17 protein-coding genes are annotated in these 19,158 nt (G+C 70.9%); 6 read left to right on the top strand and 11 right to left on the bottom strand.

Features of this window, described 5'->3' with window-relative positions; all coding sequences use genetic code 11:
- Nucleotides 1–42: 42 nt before the first annotated feature.
- Complete coding sequence (locus AB0M08_RS43050) at nt 43–2,085, bottom strand: ABC transporter ATP-binding protein (protein WP_364506714.1); 2,043 nt, start codon at nt 2,083–2,085, stop codon at nt 43–45.
- A gap of 78 nt (nt 2,086–2,163) precedes the next feature.
- The gene (locus tag AB0M08_RS43045; protein ID WP_364506709.1) at nt 2,164–2,388 is read right to left on the bottom strand and encodes an MbtH family protein; all 225 of its coding nucleotides are present in this window, start codon (nt 2,386–2,388) and stop codon (nt 2,164–2,166) included.
- Nucleotides 2,389–2,642: 254 nt separating this feature from the next.
- Between AB0M08_RS43045 and AB0M08_RS43040 the strand changes: the two genes are divergently transcribed.
- Both AB0M08_RS43040 and AB0M08_RS43035 read left to right on the top strand, forming a co-directional pair.
- Nucleotides 2,643–3,296 carry a response regulator transcription factor gene (locus AB0M08_RS43040; protein WP_364506707.1) on the top strand — a complete coding sequence of 218 codons (654 nt, stop codon included), beginning with the start codon at nt 2,643–2,645 and terminating at the stop codon, nt 3,294–3,296.
- A gap of 6 nt (nt 3,297–3,302) precedes the next feature.
- Entirely contained in the window at nt 3,303–4,589 is a 1,287-nt protein-coding gene (locus tag AB0M08_RS43035; protein ID WP_364506705.1) for an ATP-binding protein, read from the top strand.
- Here the strand turns inward: AB0M08_RS43035 and AB0M08_RS43030 are convergent.
- From AB0M08_RS43030 to dpgA, 6 genes are all read right to left on the bottom strand, one after another.
- Nucleotides 4,586–5,383: an alpha/beta hydrolase gene (locus AB0M08_RS43030; RefSeq protein WP_364506702.1), complete on the bottom strand. Its 798-nt coding sequence runs from the start codon at nt 5,381–5,383 to the stop codon at nt 4,586–4,588. The two genes, AB0M08_RS43035 and AB0M08_RS43030, sit on opposite strands and share 4 nt — an antisense overlap.
- Before the next feature lie 82 nt (nt 5,384–5,465).
- Nucleotides 5,466–8,168 (bottom strand): AAA family ATPase, encoded by a 2,703-nt coding sequence (locus AB0M08_RS43025; RefSeq protein WP_364506699.1) that lies wholly within the window; start codon nt 8,166–8,168, stop codon nt 5,466–5,468.
- A gap of 250 nt (nt 8,169–8,418) precedes the next feature.
- A complete protein-coding gene (gene dpgD, locus AB0M08_RS43020) occupies nt 8,419–9,225 on the bottom strand; it encodes an enoyl-CoA-hydratase DpgD (RefSeq protein WP_364506696.1) in 807 nt (268 codons plus the stop codon).
- Complete coding sequence (dpgC, locus tag AB0M08_RS43015) at nt 9,222–10,544, bottom strand: (3,5-dihydroxyphenyl)acetyl-CoA 1,2-dioxygenase DpgC (RefSeq protein WP_364506693.1); 1,323 nt, start codon at nt 10,542–10,544, stop codon at nt 9,222–9,224. Before dpgC ends, dpgD begins: the two co-directional genes overlap by 4 nt.
- Nucleotides 10,541–11,203 carry an enoyl-CoA-hydratase DpgB gene (dpgB, locus tag AB0M08_RS43010; RefSeq protein ID WP_364506690.1) on the bottom strand — a complete coding sequence of 221 codons (663 nt, stop codon included), beginning with the start codon at nt 11,201–11,203 and terminating at the stop codon, nt 10,541–10,543. The genes dpgC and dpgB overlap by 4 nt, the downstream gene beginning before the upstream one ends.
- The gene (gene dpgA, locus AB0M08_RS43005) at nt 11,200–12,315 is read right to left on the bottom strand and encodes a 3,5-dihydroxyphenylacetyl-CoA synthase DpgA (RefSeq protein WP_364506687.1); all 1,116 of its coding nucleotides are present in this window, start codon (nt 12,313–12,315) and stop codon (nt 11,200–11,202) included. Before dpgA ends, dpgB begins: the two co-directional genes overlap by 4 nt.
- A gap of 295 nt (nt 12,316–12,610) precedes the next feature.
- On the opposite strand from dpgA, the gene AB0M08_RS43000 reads away from it, so the two are divergent.
- Nucleotides 12,611–13,306, top strand: a complete 696-nt coding sequence (locus AB0M08_RS43000; RefSeq protein WP_364506684.1) for an AbfB domain-containing protein — start codon at nt 12,611–12,613, stop codon at nt 13,304–13,306.
- Nucleotides 13,307–13,401: 95 nt separating this feature from the next.
- Nucleotides 13,402–13,929, top strand: a complete 528-nt coding sequence (locus AB0M08_RS42995) for an AAA family ATPase (RefSeq protein ID WP_364506681.1) — start codon at nt 13,402–13,404, stop codon at nt 13,927–13,929.
- Between the two features lie 81 nt (nt 13,930–14,010).
- Here AB0M08_RS42995 and AB0M08_RS42990 read toward each other — a convergent pair whose 3' ends face one another.
- The 3 genes from AB0M08_RS42990 to AB0M08_RS42980 form a co-directional block, all read right to left on the bottom strand.
- Nucleotides 14,011–15,036, bottom strand: coding sequence for an aminoglycoside phosphotransferase (locus AB0M08_RS42990; RefSeq protein WP_364506678.1), 1,026 nt, complete (start codon nt 15,034–15,036; stop codon nt 14,011–14,013).
- 188 nt (nt 15,037–15,224) lie between these two features.
- Entirely contained in the window at nt 15,225–15,788 is a 564-nt protein-coding gene (locus AB0M08_RS42985; RefSeq protein WP_364506675.1) for a hypothetical protein, read from the bottom strand.
- Between the two features lie 1,329 nt (nt 15,789–17,117).
- On the bottom strand, nt 17,118–17,387 hold the full coding sequence (locus AB0M08_RS42980; protein ID WP_364506672.1) for a hypothetical protein: 270 nt from the start codon (nt 17,385–17,387) through the stop codon (nt 17,118–17,120).
- Nucleotides 17,388–17,748: 361 nt separating this feature from the next.
- Here AB0M08_RS42980 and AB0M08_RS42975 point away from each other — a divergent pair, with 361 nt between their 5' ends.
- Entirely contained in the window at nt 17,749–18,591 is an 843-nt protein-coding gene (locus tag AB0M08_RS42975) for an FCD domain-containing protein (RefSeq protein WP_364506669.1), read from the top strand.
- 165 nt (nt 18,592–18,756) lie between these two features.
- Nucleotides 18,757–18,927: a hypothetical protein gene (locus tag AB0M08_RS42970; RefSeq protein ID WP_364506716.1), complete on the top strand. Its 171-nt coding sequence runs from the start codon at nt 18,757–18,759 to the stop codon at nt 18,925–18,927.
- Nucleotides 18,928–19,158: the final 231 nt, after the last annotated feature.

The following is a 19,158-nucleotide window of genomic DNA, read 5'->3' as shown; positions in this document are numbered from 1 at the left end:
GTGGCTCCCTGTCGCCGGTGCTGGACGAACTCGCTGGCGGACCTATTCGTGGCGCGGTGTCATGTGCCGGGGGCCGGGTCCGCCCGGCCCCTCGTGCGGTCCGGGACCACCGGGGAACATCCCGGGGCCGGGGCCACGGCCGGGTCCGGGTCCGAAGCCGGGACCGCCCGGCGGCGGGCCGCCGGGGTGCATGCCGGGGCCGGGGAACGCACCGACGGGCTCCGGCTCGGGACGCCGGGGTGTCCCCTCGGCGAACTGGGTGCGGTACAGCTCCGCGTAGAGACCGCCGCGCTCCAGCAACTCCTCGTGCGTCCCCCGCTCGGCGACCCGTCCCTTGTCGACGACGAGGATCTGGTCCGCCTCCCGGATGGTGGACAGGCGGTGGGCGATGACCAGCGAGGTCCGGCCGCGCAGCGCGGTCTTGAGCGCCCGCTGCAGGGCGGCCTCGGACTCGGAGTCCAGGTGGGCGGTCGCCTCGTCGAGCACCACCACGGGCGGCGCCTTCAACAGCAGACGGGCCATCGCCAGGCGCTGCTTCTCCCCGCCGGAGAGCCGGTAGCCACGGTCACCGACGACGGTGTCCAGGCCGGACGGCAGCGAGGAGATCAGGTCCCAGATCTGCGCCGCCCGGCACGCCTCCACCAGCTCCTTCTCCGAGGCGCCCGGTGACGCGTAGATGAGGTTGTCCCGGATGGTGGCGTGGAACAGGTGGGCGTCCTGGGTGACCATGCCGACGGTCTCCAGCAACGAGGCCGCCGTGACGTCCCGGATGTCCTGGCCGTCGATGCGGATCGCGCCGGTGATCGGGTCGTAGAGCCGGGGCACCAGATGGGTGATCGTGGTCTTGCCGGCGCCGGAGGGCCCGACCAGGGCGGTGAGCTTGCCGGCCGGCACGGTGAAGCTGAGGTTCTCCAGGGTCAGCGCGTTGACGGTGCGCTCCGGCATCGGCAGCGCGATCGACTCCAGCGAGGCCAGCGAGACGTCGGCCGCGGTGGGGTACCGGAAGGAGACCTCCTCGAACTCGATCTCCGGTGCCCGGTCGTCCGCGGCCCGGCGCAGGGCCGGCGCACCCGGCTTCTCCGCGATCAGCGGCTTGAGGTCGAGCACCTCGAACAGCCGGTCGAAGCTGACCAGCGCGGTGAGCACGCTGGCCTGCGCGCTGGAGAGCTGGTTGATCGGCCCGAAGAGCCGGGTCAGCAGGGTGGCGAGCGCGACCAGCGTGCCGATCTCGAACGTCCCGCGGATGGCGAGGACGCCGCCGAGGCCGTAGACCAGGGCGGTCGCCAGCGAGCTCAGCAGGGTGATCGAGAGGAACAGCATCTTGCCGTGCACGGAGGCGAGCACGCCGATGTCGCGGGCCTTGCCGGCCAGCCCGGAGAAGAGCCTGGTCTCGGTGGCCGGACGGCCGTACAGCTTGGTCAGCAGGGCGCCGGTGACGTTGAAGCGCTCGTTCATCATCGAGCCCATCTCGGCGTTGGTCTGCATCTGCTCGCGCATCAGCCGCTGCAGCCGGCCCCCGACGATCTTGCCGGGCAGGACGAACAGTGGCAGCACCAGCAGCGAGAGCAGGGTGACCTGCCAGGAGAGGTAGAACATGGTGCCGAGCACGAGCAGCAGGGTCAGGCCGGCCGAGACCACGGTGGAGAGCAGCGAGGTGACCGCCTGCTGCGCACCCACCACATCGGTGTTGAGCCGGCTGACCAGCGCGCCGGTCTGCGCCCGGGTGAAGAACGCCAGCGGCTGCCGCTGCACGTGGTCGAAGACCTGGGTGCGCAGGTCGTAGACGAGTCCCTCGCTGACCCGGCCGGACCACCAGGCCTCGGCGAAACCGAGGGCGGTGCCGATCAGGGCGAGGACCGCCACCGCCAGGGAGATGCCGACGACGAGTCCGGTGTCCCCCGCGACGATGCCGTCGTCGATCAGGAATTTGAAGAGTACGGGACTGGCCACGACGATGCCCGCATTCAGGGCTGTCGTCGCCAGAAGAATGGTTATTCCGCCGCGATAGGGGCGAGCATAGGGAAGAATTCGTCGGACGGTGCCGGGTTTGATCTGTTGCCTGGTCACCGACGAATCCGGCCCCATGCCCCCGCGCATCATCATCGGGCCCGGGCCGAGCGTCATGGCTGCTGATGCCTCCGCTGTCGTCGTGTACGGTCGCCGCTACCGGGCCGCCTCGTAGCCGCGCATCTCCTCGATCAGGCTCTTGGGCCGCATGTCGGTCCAGTTCTCCTCGACGTAGTCGAGGCAGGCCTTGCGGGTGTCCTTACCGAACACGACCCGCCAGCCGACCGGGACGTCGGCGAACGAGGGCCAGAGCGAATGCTGATCCTCCTCGTTCACCAGGACGAAAAAGGAGCCGTTCTCATCGTCGAAAGGATTGCCCATGACCACTCCCTGACAGGCGATTCCGATAAGGCCTGGGCCACGGTAATCCGGAATTCGAGCAGTCGACAAGAATCGTCCAACCGAAGGTCGTCCAACCATTTAGTACGGACGGTTGGACGCTATCGGCGAGAGTCGCGGCCGGGCCGCCTCACGATGGGAAACCGCGGTGAAACCGTCCGTGCAAGAGTATGGGCGGGTACGTCGAACCCGTGCCCGTCCAAGTGTGCGGACCGAACGGAGCCGGGAGGCTGCTGGTGCGAGTGCTGGTGGTGGAGGACGATGAGGAGATGGCGCAGACCGTCGCGGTCGGACTGCGGCGGGCGCAGATGGCGGTCGACGTCGCGCTGGACGGCCCGAGCGGCCTGGAGCGCGCGCTGTTCAACAGCTACGACGTCATCGTCCTCGACCGGGACCTGCCGGGCATGCACGGTGACGACGTCTGCCGCGAGCTGATCGACGCCGGGTGCGGCAGCCGGGTGCTGATGCTCACCGCGGCCGGCACCCTGGAGGACCTGGTCGACGGGCTCAACCTCGGCGCCGACGACTACCTGCCGAAACCGTTCGGCTTCCCGGCGCTGGTCGCCCGGATCCGCGCGCTGGCCCGGCGCTCCTACCCCGCCCTCCCGCCGATCACCCGGCACGGCGACCTCGAGGTGGACACGGCACGGCGCCGCGCCACCCGGGCCGGCAGGGTCCTCGACCTGCGCCCGAAGGAGTTCAGCGTGCTCGAAGTCCTGATCACCGCGAGTGGGCGGACGGTCTCCGCCGAGGAGCTGCTGGAACGGGTCTGGGACGAGGCCGCCGATCCGTTCACCAACGCCGTCAAGATCACGATCAGCCGGTTGCGGACCAAGCTCGGCGATCCGCCGCTGATCGAGACGGTGTCCAAGAGCGGTTACCGGATCTGATCGGCCGTGTCCGCCCTCGGCCGCCTCACCCGGCGCATCGCCCAGAGCAGCCGGCCGCGCCGCACCGTCCGGCTCCGCCTCACCCTGCTGTACGGCACGCTCTTCCTGGTCTCCGGCGCGGCCCTGCTCGCCGTGGTGTACGTGCTCGTGCACCACGCGGTCAGCGGCGCGGCGGACAACACCTTCTCGGCGACCGGCGGCGACCTGGAGATGTCCACCGGGCAGCCCGGGCCGATCATCGCGCCGTCGCCCGGCCAGCTCGGCACGAGCACGATGGACGTCCTCCGGGTCCGCACCGAGCAGGCCATCGAGGCGCAGAAGGACGCCGTCATGCACTCGCTGCTGGTCAACTCGGGCATCGCGCTCGCCGTGATGTCGCTGGCCTCGATCGCGCTGGGCTGGCTGGTCGCCGGCCGGATCCTGCGGCCGGTCCGCACGATTACCGCGGCCGCCCGGGAGATCTCGGCGACGAGCCTGCACCGGCGGCTGGCCCTGGAGGGCCCGGACGACGAGCTGAAGGAGCTCGGCGACACGTTCGACGGGCTGCTGACCCGGCTGGAGGCGTCCTTCGAGGCACAGCGCCGCTTCGTGGCGAACGCCTCGCACGAGCTGCGGACCCCACTGGCCCGGCAGCGGGCTCTCGGTGAGGTCGCGCTCGCCGATCCGGACGCCACCATGGAGTCGCTGCGCGCCGCGCACGAGCGGATCCTGGTCGCCGGTGGCCAGCAGGAGCGGCTGATCGAGGCCCTGCTCACGCTGACCCGCAGCCACGGCGGCATCGCCGTGCGCGAGCCGTTCGACCTGGCGCAGCTGACCCACGAGGTGGTGGACAGCCGGCGGCCCGACGCGCAGGACCGGGGCGTCACGATCCACGGCGCGATCGGGCCGGCGCTCGCCACGGGACACCGCAACCTCGCCGAGCGGCTGGTCGGCAACCTGGTCGACAACGGCCTGCGCCACAACGTACGCGGTGGCCGGGTCGAGGTGACCACCGCGATGGTGGCCGGCCGGCCCGCGCTGACCGTCGTCAACACCGGTCCGGTGGTGCCGGAGTCGGAGGTCGAGCGACTGTTCCAGCCGTTCCAGCGCCTCGAGACGAACCGCCGGGCGCGGGCCGAGGGCCTCGGGCTGGGACTCTCCATCGTGCACGCGATCGTGGTCGCGCACGACGCGACGATCGAGACCGTGCCGCGGCCGGAGGGCGGCCTGGCCGTCACGGTCACCTTCCCGGCACCGGCCACGGAGAGCCAGGTGTCCACCACCCGCGAACAACCGGTGGCCCAACGGGCTTAGCCGCCCAGGAACTCGACGATCGCGGCGTTCACGGCGGCCGGCTTCTCCAGGTAGCCGTAGTGCCCGCAGCCGTCGATCTCCCGGTAGACCGCGCCCGGGACGGCCTCGGCGACCTCGCGGCACAGGTGCGGCCGGACGATCAGGTCGTCGCGGAACCCGATCACCAGGCACGGGCGGGTCACCTTGCCGAGGTACGGCCGCCGGTCGGGGATCACCTGCAGGCCCAGTTGGGAACGGGCCGCCTGGGACCGTACCGAGGAGAGCTCGAAGACGTCGAGCCAGTCGGTCAGCCGGGCCTCGTCGTTGAGCGTCTCCGGGGACAGGTTGTGCACCGCGGACATCACCGCGGCGTATCGCGGGGGCACGTCCACCCCGCTGTCGGCGAGCAGGATGTCGGCCTGCGCCGCGGCGGCGCCGAGGGCGTCGGTACGGCCGGCCGTCGCCATCAGCACCGCCCGCTCGACCAGCTCGGGGCGGGCGATGAGGAGCTCCTGCACGATGATCGCGCCGAGCGAGAACCCGACGACCCGGCACGGCGCGGCGCCCAGGTGCTCGATCAGCCCGGCGACGTCGGCGGCCATGTCGTCCAGGGTGAAGCCCGCCGGGGCCTCGGTGGGCGCGATCCCCCGGTTGTCCAGGGTGACCGGTCGGTAGCCGGCCGCCCGCAGCGCCGGCACCTGGTGGGTCCGCCAGATCCGGCCCGGCGCGGCGGTGCCGGTCACCAGTACGACCGGATCGCCCGTGCCGTACTCGTCGTAGTGCAACCGGATCCCGTTGACCTGGGCGATCGGCATCGGAGCTCCCCCTGAGGCTCGGTGGCGGACACCCGAACCGTAGGAAGGGCCCCGCCACCGGGTCAACGTGCGTCCAACCGCGTCAGAAGGTGGGCAGACCCGACCGGCTGCGGACGTTCAGCTTGCGGTAGATCTTGGTGAGGTGCTGCTCCACAGTGCTCACCGTGATGAAGAGCCGGTCGCTGATCTGCCGGTTGGTGGCGCCGTCCGCGGCGAGTGCGGCCACCCGGCGCTCGGCGTCGGTCAGCTCACCCCATCGGGGGTGCGGCAGCCGCGGGGTGCCGGGAGCGGTGGCCTTGCGCACGTTGCCCGCAGGCTCGGACGGTGTGCGCGCCGCGCGCACGAACGGCCGGCGGCGGACCGGGACCGGCGCCGTGTCCGTGCCGAGGGAGTCCAGCTCGGCACGGACCTTCGCCGCGCTCAGCCGGTCGCCGTGGCTCTCCAGCACCTCGATCGCCTCGGTGAGCAGGGCGGGCCGGGCCGCCGCCTCCCCCGCGACGGCCAGCCGCCACAGGGCGATGCCCCGGGCCCGGGTACGCCGGCCCTCCAGCCGGGAGAGCAGCTCCTCGGCGTACGCCCGGGCCTGATCCCGGCGGCCCAGGGCGATCAGCGCCGCGGCGGCGTCGTTGCGCCAGCCGGTCACCGTGGCGCCCCGGCCCCAGCGGGCCAGCAGGTCCCGGGCGGCCAGGAAGTGGGTGAGCGCCGCGCGGGCGTCGCCCATGGCCAGCCGGTAGTCGCCCACCGCGGAGAGGTACGGCAACGCGAACGGCGTGTCGAACATGGCCGCCGGCACCGGGTGCATCAGGTGCCGCGCCGCCTGCCGGGTGTCACCGAGCTCGGTCGAGATCTGCACCGCGGCGGCGAGCGGCAGCCCAGCGACCACGCCCCACTCGTACGCCGGCACCACGGAGAGGACGTCGTCGATCAGCTCACGGGCGTCCTCGACGCCGCCCAGCCGCAGCGTCGCGATCACGCCGAACATCTCGAACATCACCCGCCGCATCGGCACCCGCCGGATCCACGGCTCCTCGACCAGGCGCCGGGACCAGTTCGCCGTCTCCTCCAGACGGCCGCGCTGGAGCATCAGCCCGAGGGCGCTCACCAGCGACGACAGTGAGCCCTCGACGGGCAGGCCGGGCTGCCGGCGGTCGTCGCCCAGCGCCTGGTCACCGCCGTGCACCGGGGTGAGCATGGTGTGCAGGAACATCGCGGCGGCGTCCAGCGGCGACCAGGCCGCGTCCGTGCCGTGTGCCTCCGCTCCGGTCGTACCCGAAGCGGTCCTGATCTCGTTCTTGATCTCGGTCTTGGTCTCGCCCCGGTGCTCGCGGGCGCAGAAGACGTCCCAGAGCTCGGCCAGCGTGCCGTTCCGCGGTGCGGCGCCCGGCGGACGGCCGCCCGACCGGATCAGGTCGTCGGCCTCGGCGAACGCGCCGCGCCACAGCAGCAGCCGCACCGGCACCTGCGCGTCGGGGCCGGTCAGCAGCCCGGCCCGGACGGCACTGTGCAGTTCACCGAGATGCCGGTCGGCACCGGACGGGCCCAGATTCCACCGCGCGTCCGCGAGCCGTGCGGTGAGCCTCGCCCGGCGGCCGCCGTCGGTGCAGTGGCCGGCGGCGTAGCGCAGATAGGCGACGGCCTCGGCGACGTCGCCCGCCGCGACCGCCTCCCGGGCCGCGTCGTTCAGGATGGACACCCGCCAGCTCTCCTCGGCCGGATCGCGCGCGGCCATCAGCTGATCGGCCACCGCCGTCGCCGGCTCGCCCGCCTCGTGCAGCAGCCCGGCGGCGTGCAGGTGCATCGCGGCCAGCGCGTCGGCCGGGATGCCGGAGAGCACGGCGAGCCGGCCCTCCTCGTGCCGGAACCGGTCGGAGACCAGCACACCCACGTCGCGCAGCACCAGCAGCGCGGCCCGCACCGACATCGGGTCGAGGCCCAGGAACTCGCCGAGCAGGCCCGGCTTCGCGGCGCCGCGGAGCACCGCCACCGCGCGGGCGACCGCGAGGGTCTGCGGCTCGCACCGGTTGAGGCAGCGCAGGACGGCCTGCCGGTACGCGGCACCGGGCGCCGGCGGCCCGGGGACCGGATCGTCCACGGTGCAGTCGTCGATCAGCGCGTGCAGCAGCACCGGGCTGCCGCCACCGGCCTCGGCGCAGAGCCGCAGCAGGCCCGGAGGCGGCGGACCGCCGAGGCGCTCGACCACCAGCGTGGCGGTGGCGTCCCGGTTCAGCGGGGAGAGCCGGATGTGGTGGCAGTACGCGAGGTTCAGCGTCTCGGCGTGCAGGCCGGCCAGACCCCGCTCGTGCGCCGTGCTCTCGGTCAGCACGATCAGGATGCCGGCCCGCTCGATGCGCCGGATCAGATGACCGAGACAGAGCAGCGACGGCGCGTCCGCGAAGTGGAGATCGTCCACCCCGATGACGATCCGGCGGCCGCCGGCGAACGCGCAGATCGCGTCGGAGACCCGGCGCAGCAGGCCGCCCGGATCCTGGCGCAGCCAGGCGACCGGGGCTCCCACGTCGCCCGGCGGCCACGGGTCGGGCATCCCGGCCGCGCACAGTGCCCGGACCAGCAGCTCGATCATGCTGAGCGCGTAGGCCTGCTCGCTCGCGGTCGCGGCGACCGAGAAGAAGAGACCACCGGCCTCCCGCACGTATCCGGCGACCTCGCGCAGCAGGCTGGTCTTCCCGCTGCCGACCGGGCCCGCGACCACGATCGCGTTGCTCCGCCCGCGAACCCAGTCAGCACAGAGCTGATGGAAATATTGGATCTCTTCCGCACGACCCATGGCACCCCCGCACCCGGCCCCACCCTATTAATTTCCGCCAATGCGGAATATTAACAAGGAACCACAAGAGCTACGTCTATATACCATGATTCGGGATGTCAACTTCCAGTTATCACAGTCGATAAACCGACGTCAATAAATGAATTTCGGACAAAAAAGCCCACCGCCGGATTCCGGCCGGGCCCGCCACCCGGCCAACCTGTGCATCTCCTGTCCGACTGCTATGAGAATCGGTCAGAACTCCCGGTCCTCACTCCCCCGACCATACCGGCGCACGCTTCTCGGTGAAGGCCCGCACACCCTCGGCCGCGTCCCGGCTGCGCCGCCGTCGCTCCTCCCAGGCGTACGGTGCGGCGAACGCGTCCTCCAGCGGCATGTCGACCGAGCGCAGCACCGCCTCCTTGATCGCGCAGAGCGAGAGCGGCGCGCCCTCCAGCAGGTCGTCCACCCACTCGCCCACGCAGTCGTCCAGGCTCTCGGCCGCGACCACGTCGTTGACCAGCCCGAACCACAGGGCCGTGGCCGCGTCCATCCAGCGGCCGGTGAGCAGGTAGCCCATCGCGATCCGGTGCGGCATCTGCCGGGCCAGCCGGAACGCCCCACCCGCACCGGGCACCAGGCCCAGGCGCACCTCGGGCAGCGCGAAGACCGATCGGTCCGAGGCGATGATCAGGTCACAGGCCAGCGCCAGTTCGAAGCCGCCGCCGAACGCGTACCCGTCCACCCGGGCCACCACCGGTTTGGAGAGGCTGAACCGCTCGGTCAGCCGGGGCCAGCCCGGCTGGCCCCGGCTGCCGAACGTGGTCGGTTCCACCCCGCCGGTGTCCAGCCGGCGGCGCTCCTTCAGGTCCTGACCGACCGAGAAGGCCCGGTCGCCGGCGCCGCTGAGCACCGCCACCCGGATCTCCACGTCCTGCTCCACGTCGTCCCAGACCGCCCCGAGCTCCTCGTGGGTACGCAGATCCAGGGCGTTGAGCACGTGCTGCCGGTCCACCGTCACGTAGGCGACGTGCCCCTTCTTCTCGTACCGCACCCGGGGTACGTCCGCGCCGGTCATGCCGGACGTCCCGCGAACCGGTTCACCTTGGCCAGCACGTCGGCGCCGTAGACGCGCATCGCCTGGCACAGCGCGAACTCGGCAAGGTAGGCCCGCAGGTCGTCGACCCGTTCCTCGCCGGCCGCCAGCATCGCCCGGTTCGCCACCACCGCCTCCCCGTCCAGGCCCGCCAGGGCCCGCTCGATCGCCGCGTCCATCCGCTCGGGCTCGGCCACCTCGTCCACGAGCAGCCGCGCCTCCGGCTCGGTCGCGTGGATCCGGCGGCCGCCCAGGATCACCTGCCGGGCCGTACGCGCACCCGCCACCCGGGCGAACCGGAGGTTCGCCACCCCGGGCACGATCCCCTCGGTCGCCGCCGGCAGGCTGAAATACGCGTCCGCCGCCGCGATCACATGGTCGAAGACCAGCAGCATCTGGGTGCCCCCGCCGATCGCGAAGGTGTCCACCGCCGCGACCCACGGCTTGGCCCGCGCCGCCGGCCGCCATCCGGCGGGCTCGCCGGGCAGCAGACCGCGCAGCAGCTTGTGCAGGTACCCCAGCTCCCGGCGGAGCAGGAAGCCGACCAGCGGGATGTCGCCGGCGGCGAGCTTCTTCAGGTTGATCCCGGCGCTGAACACCCGCCGGCCCCGGTACCGGGGATGGCTCATCGGGCCGCCGCGGACCAGGCCGACCCGTATCTCCGGGTCGAGAAGTGCCAGGTCGACCGCGGTCTCCATGTCATCGACCTGGACCTCGTCCTCGGCGTTGAGGCAGTCGTCCCGGCACAGGGTCAGCCGCGCCACCCCGTCCCGGCGTTCCAGGTGCACCGCGGTCATCCGCAGCTCACCGGTCGCCCGGAACGCGGGGAGCAGCTCCAGCGCCCGCGGCGTGGGCCGAAGCATCGCGTCGATCAGGTGCCGGCCGGCCACCGGGGAGCCCAACACGGCGCGCAGGAAGATGCCCTGATCGATCTCCCGGGTCTCCTTGTCCGCCTGCCGGGCGGCCCGCTCGGCAGCGAGCTGCGCGGTGGTCGGCACCAGACCGGGGAACGCCCGGGACGCCGCGTCGACCAGCTCCGCCAGGCTCAGATACCGGGTACGCCCGGCGGTGAGCTCGTCGTACACCCGGTCGGTGTGCGCCGCGAGGAAGCCGGCGCGCAGCAGGCGCAGCTCCTCGTGGATCGCGCCCGCCTCGGCCCGTTCGGCGGCGGTGCGCCCGGCCGGCGCGGGCAGCTCGGCGAGCCGCCGGTCGCCGCGCCCGGCCGCCGCGGCCAGCCCCGCCCGGTCGGCCCGCAGGTCGCCGGACGGGGCCGCCGGGAGGACCCCGGCGACGGCGGTCATGCCCCGGCCCCGCGCCGCAGCGTACGGTCGCAGGCCGCGAGGTGTGAACCGAGCGCCTCCTCGAAACTGGTACGCACCGCGTCGGCGAGCAGCTGCCGGCGGATGGCCAGCTCGGAACCGGCCAGCCCCTCGGACTGCTCGGCCAGCTCCAGCAGCACCGGGCCCGGGTCCACGGTCACCGCGTCGACCAGGCCCACCGTCAGCGCGCGGGACGCGTCCATCGGCACGCCGAGCAGCGCGGCCCGGCGGATCGCCCCGCCGCTCAGCCGGGCCAGCCGGAACAGCGCCATGCCCGGCCAGGTGGCGTCGCCGTCGACGGCCACCACCAGCCGGGCGCCCGGCTCGGCGACCCGGAAGTCGGTGGCCAGCGCGACGTCCAGGGCCGCGCCGCCGCAGTCGCCGGAGAGCACCGTCGCGGTCGGCGTGGGCAGCCGCTCCAGCCGGCGCAGCACCCGCTCCCACTTGGTGACCAGCCCGACGCTCAGCTCGCCGGACCGGCCGCCGGCCGGGGTGCCGGAGACGTAGACGGTGGTCAGACCGGCACCGAGGCCGTCCTCGACCCGGTCGCACAGGGCCTGGAACTCCTCCACCAGGGACGGCGTGACCGGGGCCGCGCCGTCGATCCGGACCACGTCGTCGCGCATACCCGCGCCGCTCACCACTGGACCAGCGCCATCTCGATCGTCGAGCCCGGGCCCATCGTCATCAGCACGCCGTACTCCCCCGGCCGGGTCACGCCCTCGTCGGCCAGCCGCTGGTAGGAGAAGAGGAAGGATCCGCTGGACACGTTCCCGTAGTCGCGCAGCACGCCCACGGTGTGCCGGACGTCGTCCCGGGTCAGCCCGAGGTTCACCACCACCGCGTCGATCACCTTCTTGCCGCCCGAGTGGACCAGCCAGTGCGCGACGTCGCTGCGCCGCAGGCCGGTGCCGTCGAGCAGGGTGCCGATCACCCGCTCGGCGTTCGCACCGACCACGTACGGGATCTGCGGGTCCAGGAAGAAGCTGAACCTGTCCTGCTCGCGATCCCAGTCGTAGCGCATCGCGTCGATCGCCTCGGTGATCAGGTAGCTGGCGAACTTGAGGATCCGGGGACCGCGCCCCGTACCCCCGTCCTCGCCCGGCCGGTCCGCCACCAGCGCCAGGGCGGCCGCGCCGTCGCCGAAGAGGCTGTTCACCACGGTGGTCCGCATCGTGCCGTCCAGGGCGTACGCGGCCGAGCACGCCTCGCTGCAGAGCACCACGGCCAGCTCACCAGGGTGCGCCGCCGACCAGCCGGCCACCACGTTGAGCGCGTTCAGGCCGGCGTTGCAGCCCATCCCGACGATGTCCGACCGGCTGCACCGCGGGTCGATGCCGAGATCCCGGATCAGCAGCGCGCTCAGGCCCGGGGTGAGGAAGCCGGTCGAGGTCACGCAGCACAGGTGACGCAGGTCGGCGAGGCTCGCGCCGATCCGGTCCAGGCAGGAGAGCAGCGCCCGGCCGCCCATCTCGACGGCGAGCCGCTTGTGCTTGTCGAGCAGGTCGCCCTGGGGCTCGGGCGCCCGGCGGCCGTGCTCGTCGGCGGACGGCAGCGTGAGGTGCCGCCGGTCGATCGCGCTGTTCAGATAGACCGATCGGACCTTCGGGTCGGTGATCTCCATCAGGCCGAGCAGTTCCGGCTGCGAGACGGCGGTTCCGGAAACCGCGGTGCCGACGCCGATCATCCGGGTGATGGCCGGAATCCGGGACGTCGCCGATGATTCACCGGAATGGATGGCGAGCGTCGTCATCGGTACATCCACCCCCACGAACGCTTCCTGCTCCGTACGATCCTCTTGGCATTTTTCCCGGTCATCGCGAGCGCCTTTCCGAATCGATGATTCGAACCTCGCCGACGCTAGGTCGGGTGCCCGGATTCCGTCAATTGAACGTCCAACTGCCCTCTTACCGGGAGATCCGTACGCCGGTCGGCGGGACCGCCGGATGACCAACCGCGCCGCGGGGCTCCTGCCGTCGGGCCGGGCGAGGGGACCACGTAACCTTTTGCGTTCCGGACCTGGCGACGCCGAAGGAGGAGACGACCGGATGTCCGCCCCCCACTCCGAACCACCGCGCCCTTCCCCGGGCACCGTCTACGGACGTGGCGGCGTCGATGTCCGCGAATCCGCGCCACGGCGGTCACTGCACCCCTCGGTGGCCGGTCTGGCGGTCGCCGCCAGCCTCGTCGCGGTCCTCACCGTCGGGTACGCCGCGTGGCGGAGCACCGCCGGATCGCCGACCGCCGGGGCGGCCACGCCCACCGCGGCCGTCACCACCGAGGCGGCCGCCGCGGCCGCCTCACCGTCGGAGACGCCGTCCCCGACACCGACCGTGGCCACGTTCGGCACCGGGCGGTGGGTGTTCGCCCCCGGCGACGATCCGGAGAAGCGCCTGACGGTCAACGGCGACTACGCCTACTGGTCCGCTACTGATCAGACCGCCCTGACCGTGGTCGCCGGGCTGTCCGACGACTCGTGCTTCAGTTTCCAGGCCGAGGACGGGCGCTACATGCGCCACTTCGACTACCGGCTGCGCTTCGACGACAACGACGGTTCCGACCTCTTCCAGCAGGACGCCACCTTCTGCCCCGACGGCGGCCTGACCGCGGACGCGGTACGCCTGCACTCCACGAACTACCCGGAGTACTACCTGCACCGCCGGGACAACGACCTCTACATCGACAAGCCCAGCGGTGACGACTTCGCGGCCGAGAGCACGTTCCGCGCCCAGGAGGCGCCGTAGGATCCGGGGGTGTGACCCGGCCTCCGGTGCCCTCTCCCCTCCCCGCGCCTTCACCCCTTTCTCCCGCGCCTTCGCCCCTTTCTCCCGCGGCCCGGTTGATCCTTCTGAACGGTCCGCCCGGGGTCGGGAAGTCGACGCTGGCGCGGCGGTACGCGGCCGATCATCCGCTGACGCTGAACCTGGACGTCGACCGGGTCCGTGACCTGATCGGGGGCTGGCGGGAGCACCCGCACGACGCCGGCCTACTGGCCCGGGCGGTCGCGCTGGCGGCCGCGCGGACGCATCTCGCCGCGGGCCACGACGTGATCGTCCCGCAGCTGCTGGCGCGGCCCGCCTTCATCGACGAACTCGCCGGGCTGGGCTCTCCGATGTACGAGATCGTCCTGCTGGACAGCAGGGAGAACGTGATCCGGCGCTTCGTGCACCGCAGCCGGACCAGCGCCGACCCGGGGCACCGGTCCGTGGCGGAGATCCTGGACCGCCCCGGCGGCATGGCCGAGCTGGAAGCGATGTACGACCGGCTGGTCGCGCTGATCGCCGAGCGCCCGGCCACGAAGGTCATCCCGTGCCCGGACGGCGAGGAGGACCGGGCCTACCGGGACCTGCTCGCCGTGCTGGCCTAGCCCGTCTCCGCCCCTCGCCCTCCCGGCCCGGTCTCGCCTCGCCGCTCCCGAAGCGGTCTCGCCCGCCCCGGCCGGCGTGGTTCAGCTCGTCTCCGCCCACTTCGCGATCACGTCGAGGATCGGGGCGCGGCCGGTGACGCGGTCGGAGAGGTCGCGCTTGTCGTAGCCGGAGGCGTGCGGCGTGGCGGCGGCCGTCGCGAGCATCCGCGGGGCCATCCAGAAGAACTTGGCCGCACCCGCCACCCGGATCGCCCGGCGGACCCGGTCGGGCGCGAGGACGCCCCGCATCGCGCGTACGTAAGAATCGGTGATCGTCTCGATGGCCTCGTCCAGCAGCTCGATGTCGAGGAAGCCGTCGAAGAACGTGTCCAGGGCCAGGTTGGCCGCATCCTCGCCGACCGCGCCCGGACCCACGTGCGCCCAGTCGAGCAGCACCGGGCCGTGCGCCGCACCGATCAGGTTCATCGGCCAGACGTCGTGGTGGCACATGGTCCGGGGCAGCGCGCGGGCCGTCGCCAGGATGTCGAAGCGCCGCTCCCAGAGCCGGCGCAGACCCGCCCGCAACTCCGGCGACCAGGCGGCCACCGCGACCGGGTGTGTCCAGTCCAGATCATCCGGTACCGGCAGGCCGAGCCCGCCGTCGGTGAGGAAGTCCCGGGCCAGCCACGGGGCCTCCAGGGGACCGCGCCGGACCCAGGCCGCTTGTGCGACACCGAGCCGGTACGCGAGATCGCCCAGGTCGGACACGGTGAAGTCGGTGCCGGCCGTGCCCGGGACGTCCTCCAGCCACATCGCCACGGAGCCGTCCGCGCGCTCGACGGTCTCCCGGCACGCGGGCGCCGTGATCCCACCGTCGGCGAAGACCGTTGCGGGCAGGTCCGCCTCGTAGGCGCAGGGCTCCCGGCGCCAGTAGTTGAAGTGCCCGGGGTCGTCGCTGGCGGCCAGGTGGGGCAGCGCTCCGGGGCGGCGGGGCGTGGCCACCTTGAGCACGGCGGGCCCGTCGTCCCGGCGTACCCGCCAGACTCCCCCGGTCACCTCGTTGGCCGTGCCGTGCACCAGCCCCTCGGCCACCCACCCGTCCCGCATCAGGTCGATCGGAACCGTCATCCATCCTCCTCGCGCCCTGTCCACGCCCTGTCCACGGCCAGTCGCCGCCCGCCCCGCCGTACACGCGTTCCCCGTACCCAGTTCACGCCCGGTCGCCGCCCACCCGGCCACGCACCACACGTTCCCCGCAGCTGTTCGTCCTCAGCCGCCGGCCGCCCGTGCCCCCTCACTGCCGGCCGCCGTGTTCCTCAGTTGTTGGCGGACTGCCATTCGCGCGGGAGCGGGATCACCGAGACGCCGTCTCTGGGCACGTCGGGCTGGAACGGGGCCTCGCGCAGAACGGCACCCTGACCGAAAAGGGCGATCGCCGCCTCGGCCTGGGTGGTGTTGAAGCGCCACCCTTGAACCGTACGGAAGGTGACGATCTTATCGTCCTTGACCACGCCGACGTGACGCTCCGTGTGGCCGTCGGTAGCCGGTGACCGACCCTTGAAGTGGACCACGCAGTCGACCCGCGACCACGGTTCGAGCTGCGGCGGGCGGTGGCGGTCGTCCGGGCCGAGGAAGACACCGTCGGGGCCGATGGCGAAGAGCGGTTCGTGACGGATCGCGCGACGCAGCCGTGTGAACATCACCGCGATGAGGATGATCTCGAAGAGGAGGCCGGAGAGGAAGAAGGCGTAGTACCCGGACCAGCTCAGCACGCCGATCACCATGGCGACGACCGGCAGCCAGCTCCCCAGCGCCAGGTTGAGCCCGGTCCGGAGCCGGCTCTCCCGGACCCGGTACCCGGCGGCGACATCGACTGTCATGCCATCAGTGACGCTCCGCGACCGACCCGCGTTCACGGCGTGCGGCAGACTGGCACCCGTGGCCGATCATCCTGCCCTTCTCGACGACCGCACGCTGCACGAGTAGCCCGTCGTGGCCAACTGCTCGATGAACCGCGAACGCCAGCTGACCGGCGTCAACAGCTACGCGAAGGTCCTCGGCTTCGATCCCCTCCCGGTGGTCGGCGACGGCGCGTGGCTGGACCTCTGCTGCGGTACGTGTTGGGCGCCGGCTCAATGCCCCGAAGGACGTCAGCCAACTGTCCGTGCAGGAACTCCCCGCCGGCATACCCACGCCGCGCGGGGCCCGACCCGGCGCGAGAATCCTGACGGCGCCGCCGGCCAGCCGTACGGTTTTCACCGGCTCGGCGGTTCGAGGCTTACCGAGGGCCCCGCGTCGCCGGCACGGTGATTTAAGGGAAGGGGTCGCCCCGCCTGGACGCGGGCACGGAGTCTTCCATGTCCAGCAGACGGCCAGCATCAGCACACTCAACGCGTGCGCCCGCCCACCCCCGGATCGGAGGCCAGTGCCCGGGGCCGTTTCGCACAGCCGTGTTGCAGGCGGGAGCCGGGGTAGCGGCGCAGCCAGTCGGCGATGCCGAAAAACCGCGACGAGTCCGGTGACCAGGGTCAGCGCCGGGTAGCCGTGCTCGGAGAGCAGATTGACGGTGACGCCGACGGCGACCACGCCGAGCAGGAAACCGGCGATGGTGGCAACGCCAGCCCAGGCGTTGCCGGTCGCGGCCGGGTTGGCCGGTGCGGGGGTGTCGGGGTGTCCACAGATCCAAAGTGGTGGGTCCAGTCGAGCCGGTGAAACCCCACCCATCCGCTGGCACCCTGATGTGGCTGGCCGGTTGACTGCCGTTCCGGTTCCTTGGAGACGGAACAGCTGCAAGGAAACTCAGATGGACGCACTCTTCCGTGCCAATTGGCCCTGGCCGCCGATTGAGGAAGGTTCGACCCGCCACTCGGATGGCCACACATCCTGTCGCCCTTCGGCCAAGACAACCTGAGCCTCCGCCATACTCAGCTGCTTCCCAGATTCGAAGGTCGCCCCGCCGAACCCCGCGTCGCCGGTGAAGGTCGCCCCGGCGAACCGAAGTAGGAGTTTCAGGAAGCGTCATCACGGTAGGGATGCCAGGCCAAGGGGCAGGCTGCCACCGCAGCTGGACGGTGATCGTGTCGGCGGCCACGTTGCTGCGGCGGCCGGGGTTGTCCTTGATCTATGGGTGGTGTATCACGTCACTGGTGCCGGGCCTTGCCTTGTAGGCGCCACCCTGAGAGTTAAGCAGGGGGCGCCTACAAGCCGCCTCAGTGGCGGGTGGGGCCACGCGTATTGATGTGCCTTGATGCGACTGCGGCCAGTCTCGGCTTCTCCTTGATCCACATAGTTGCGTGACTCGATGTCTTGCCAGTGAATGCGACCAGCAGCACGAGGGCCGCCAGCAGGGCGAGCAGTATGGCGAGTGAGACCAAGGCGACCTTGGTGCGGCCTGCCGTGGTGCAGGCAGCCAGTGTCGCCACCACGCCGGCGAGGGTCCCGATGACCCCGGCGAGGACTACGAGATCACTGAAAAGCATTCCTGGGTCCTCCTGAAGTTTGGGCCGAGCGGTACTCAACCTCCGGCCACCTCAACGATTGCCAGTCGGCTCAGGAAATCGGCTCAGCGTTCCACTTCTGGGTGGCGATCATTTGCGATCTTGTGTCCATGACGCCGATGGACACGGTTCAGGCGGGCTGAAAATTACGATTTTTGCGCCTTGTGCCTGCAAAGTGGGCGCGTGTGCCCCGCCGTGCACCGATGCGGGACCGAGATCTCGGACGCAATCCTAGGCGCGACGCCTGCGCTGCGAAACACTCCAATCGTGTGACATTTAGGTAGACCTGAAGGTGTTAAAAGTATGGTTTTTTCCGTCAGTTGCAGGTCTCTTAGGGAGGTCCATGGTGTCGGACGCTGCGGAAAAAGATCACGAAGGAAAGAAGTTCGACACGGCCATGCGCGAATTTGGAAGGTGGATCGCGACCGGCAAGCACAGCAAGGAGGCGCAAGGCCTCAGGGATATTGCTGATAAGTACGGAACCACTCGCGCGATGGCGCGGGACATCTGCCTGATCCTGCAGGCCAAGGGCATGGTGCAGATGAGGCAGCGGGTTGGCGTAACCATCCAGCCCATGGAGAACTGGGATTCCCTTGATCGAGACGTGATCAAGTGGCGGATGCATGAGGATCGATGGAGCCAGCTCAGTGAGCTAACCGAACTGCGCCTGAGTGTCGAACCGTACTGCGCGCGGCTCGCGACCGAGCGTGCAACTGCGCCCCAAAGAGGCGGGCTGCGGAGGCTTGCCGATGAACTCGAAGATGCCGGTCTGCGCTGGGCCTCGGCCGAAGGGGACGTGACTAGCATCCGCCGCGACTATCTCGATCTCGACCAGCAGTTCCACCGCATGATGCTGGCCGCGTCTGGTATCACGTTGCTACGCGCTATCAGCCCGGCAATCGATCTAGCCCTAGAGGCGCGAAACGGCAGTTTCGATAAAGAAGTCCAGGAGGCGGCAGGGCCGCCGCAGAGGGTCTCGCTTCTTTTGCATGACGCAACTGCAACAGCCATCTATCTAGGTCATGCAGGCGAAGCGGAGCTTTGCATGGCATCAATCCTCCACGAGGTCCGGGGCAAGATGACCCCGAACCTCGTGGACCAGTTGGAGGAGGCGCTGGTCAAACTCGACATTGGTACTCCGGAGAACCGGGCGATCCTGGCGGAAGCACGGCAAGACGGCGTCTAGCCTCGCCCCTTCGTTAAAGGGTGTCCAAGGACTGGGCCGGAAATGGCGAAGTGCCTTGTCGGGTGGCCGGAGGGAGTCTCACCCTCCGGCTCTCACAGATCCCGGCGTGAACCTCTCGGCTCACCGGGCTCTTGTCATCCTGATCACCAGACGGTCGAGAGCGAGGTGACCCATCTCCAGTGGGCGAACAGGCTCTACCGGCTGCTACACGTCGCCGCCCGAATCACCCGCACCGCCCGCCGGACCCGTTTGGCCATCGCCGCCAACTGGCCCTGGACCGACACGTTGACCAGCGCATTCAACAACCTCGCCGCGCTACCCCAGCTCACCGGCTGACCCCGCGACTCACGCACCGACCACCATCACGGAGGAACCCGGCCCCGCACCGGGCCTTCACCATGCCAACAAACCAGAAGCAATACTGCGAATCATATTAATCGAGCAGTAGCTATGGGCTCGCGGCCAAGCGAAAGGGGACTGTACAAATAACGGTGTAACTCCTGATCAAGGAGACGCATCTGATGACCATGACAACTGACGCCGTGGATACTGCCGCGGTGGCGAAGA

Source organism: Actinoplanes sp. NPDC051851 (assembly GCF_040681165.1).
Taxonomy (GTDB): domain Bacteria; phylum Actinomycetota; class Actinomycetes; order Mycobacteriales; family Micromonosporaceae; genus Actinoplanes.
The sequence above is the reverse complement of the archived record's forward strand: the minus strand, read 5'-3'. Positions and strand labels throughout refer to the sequence as shown.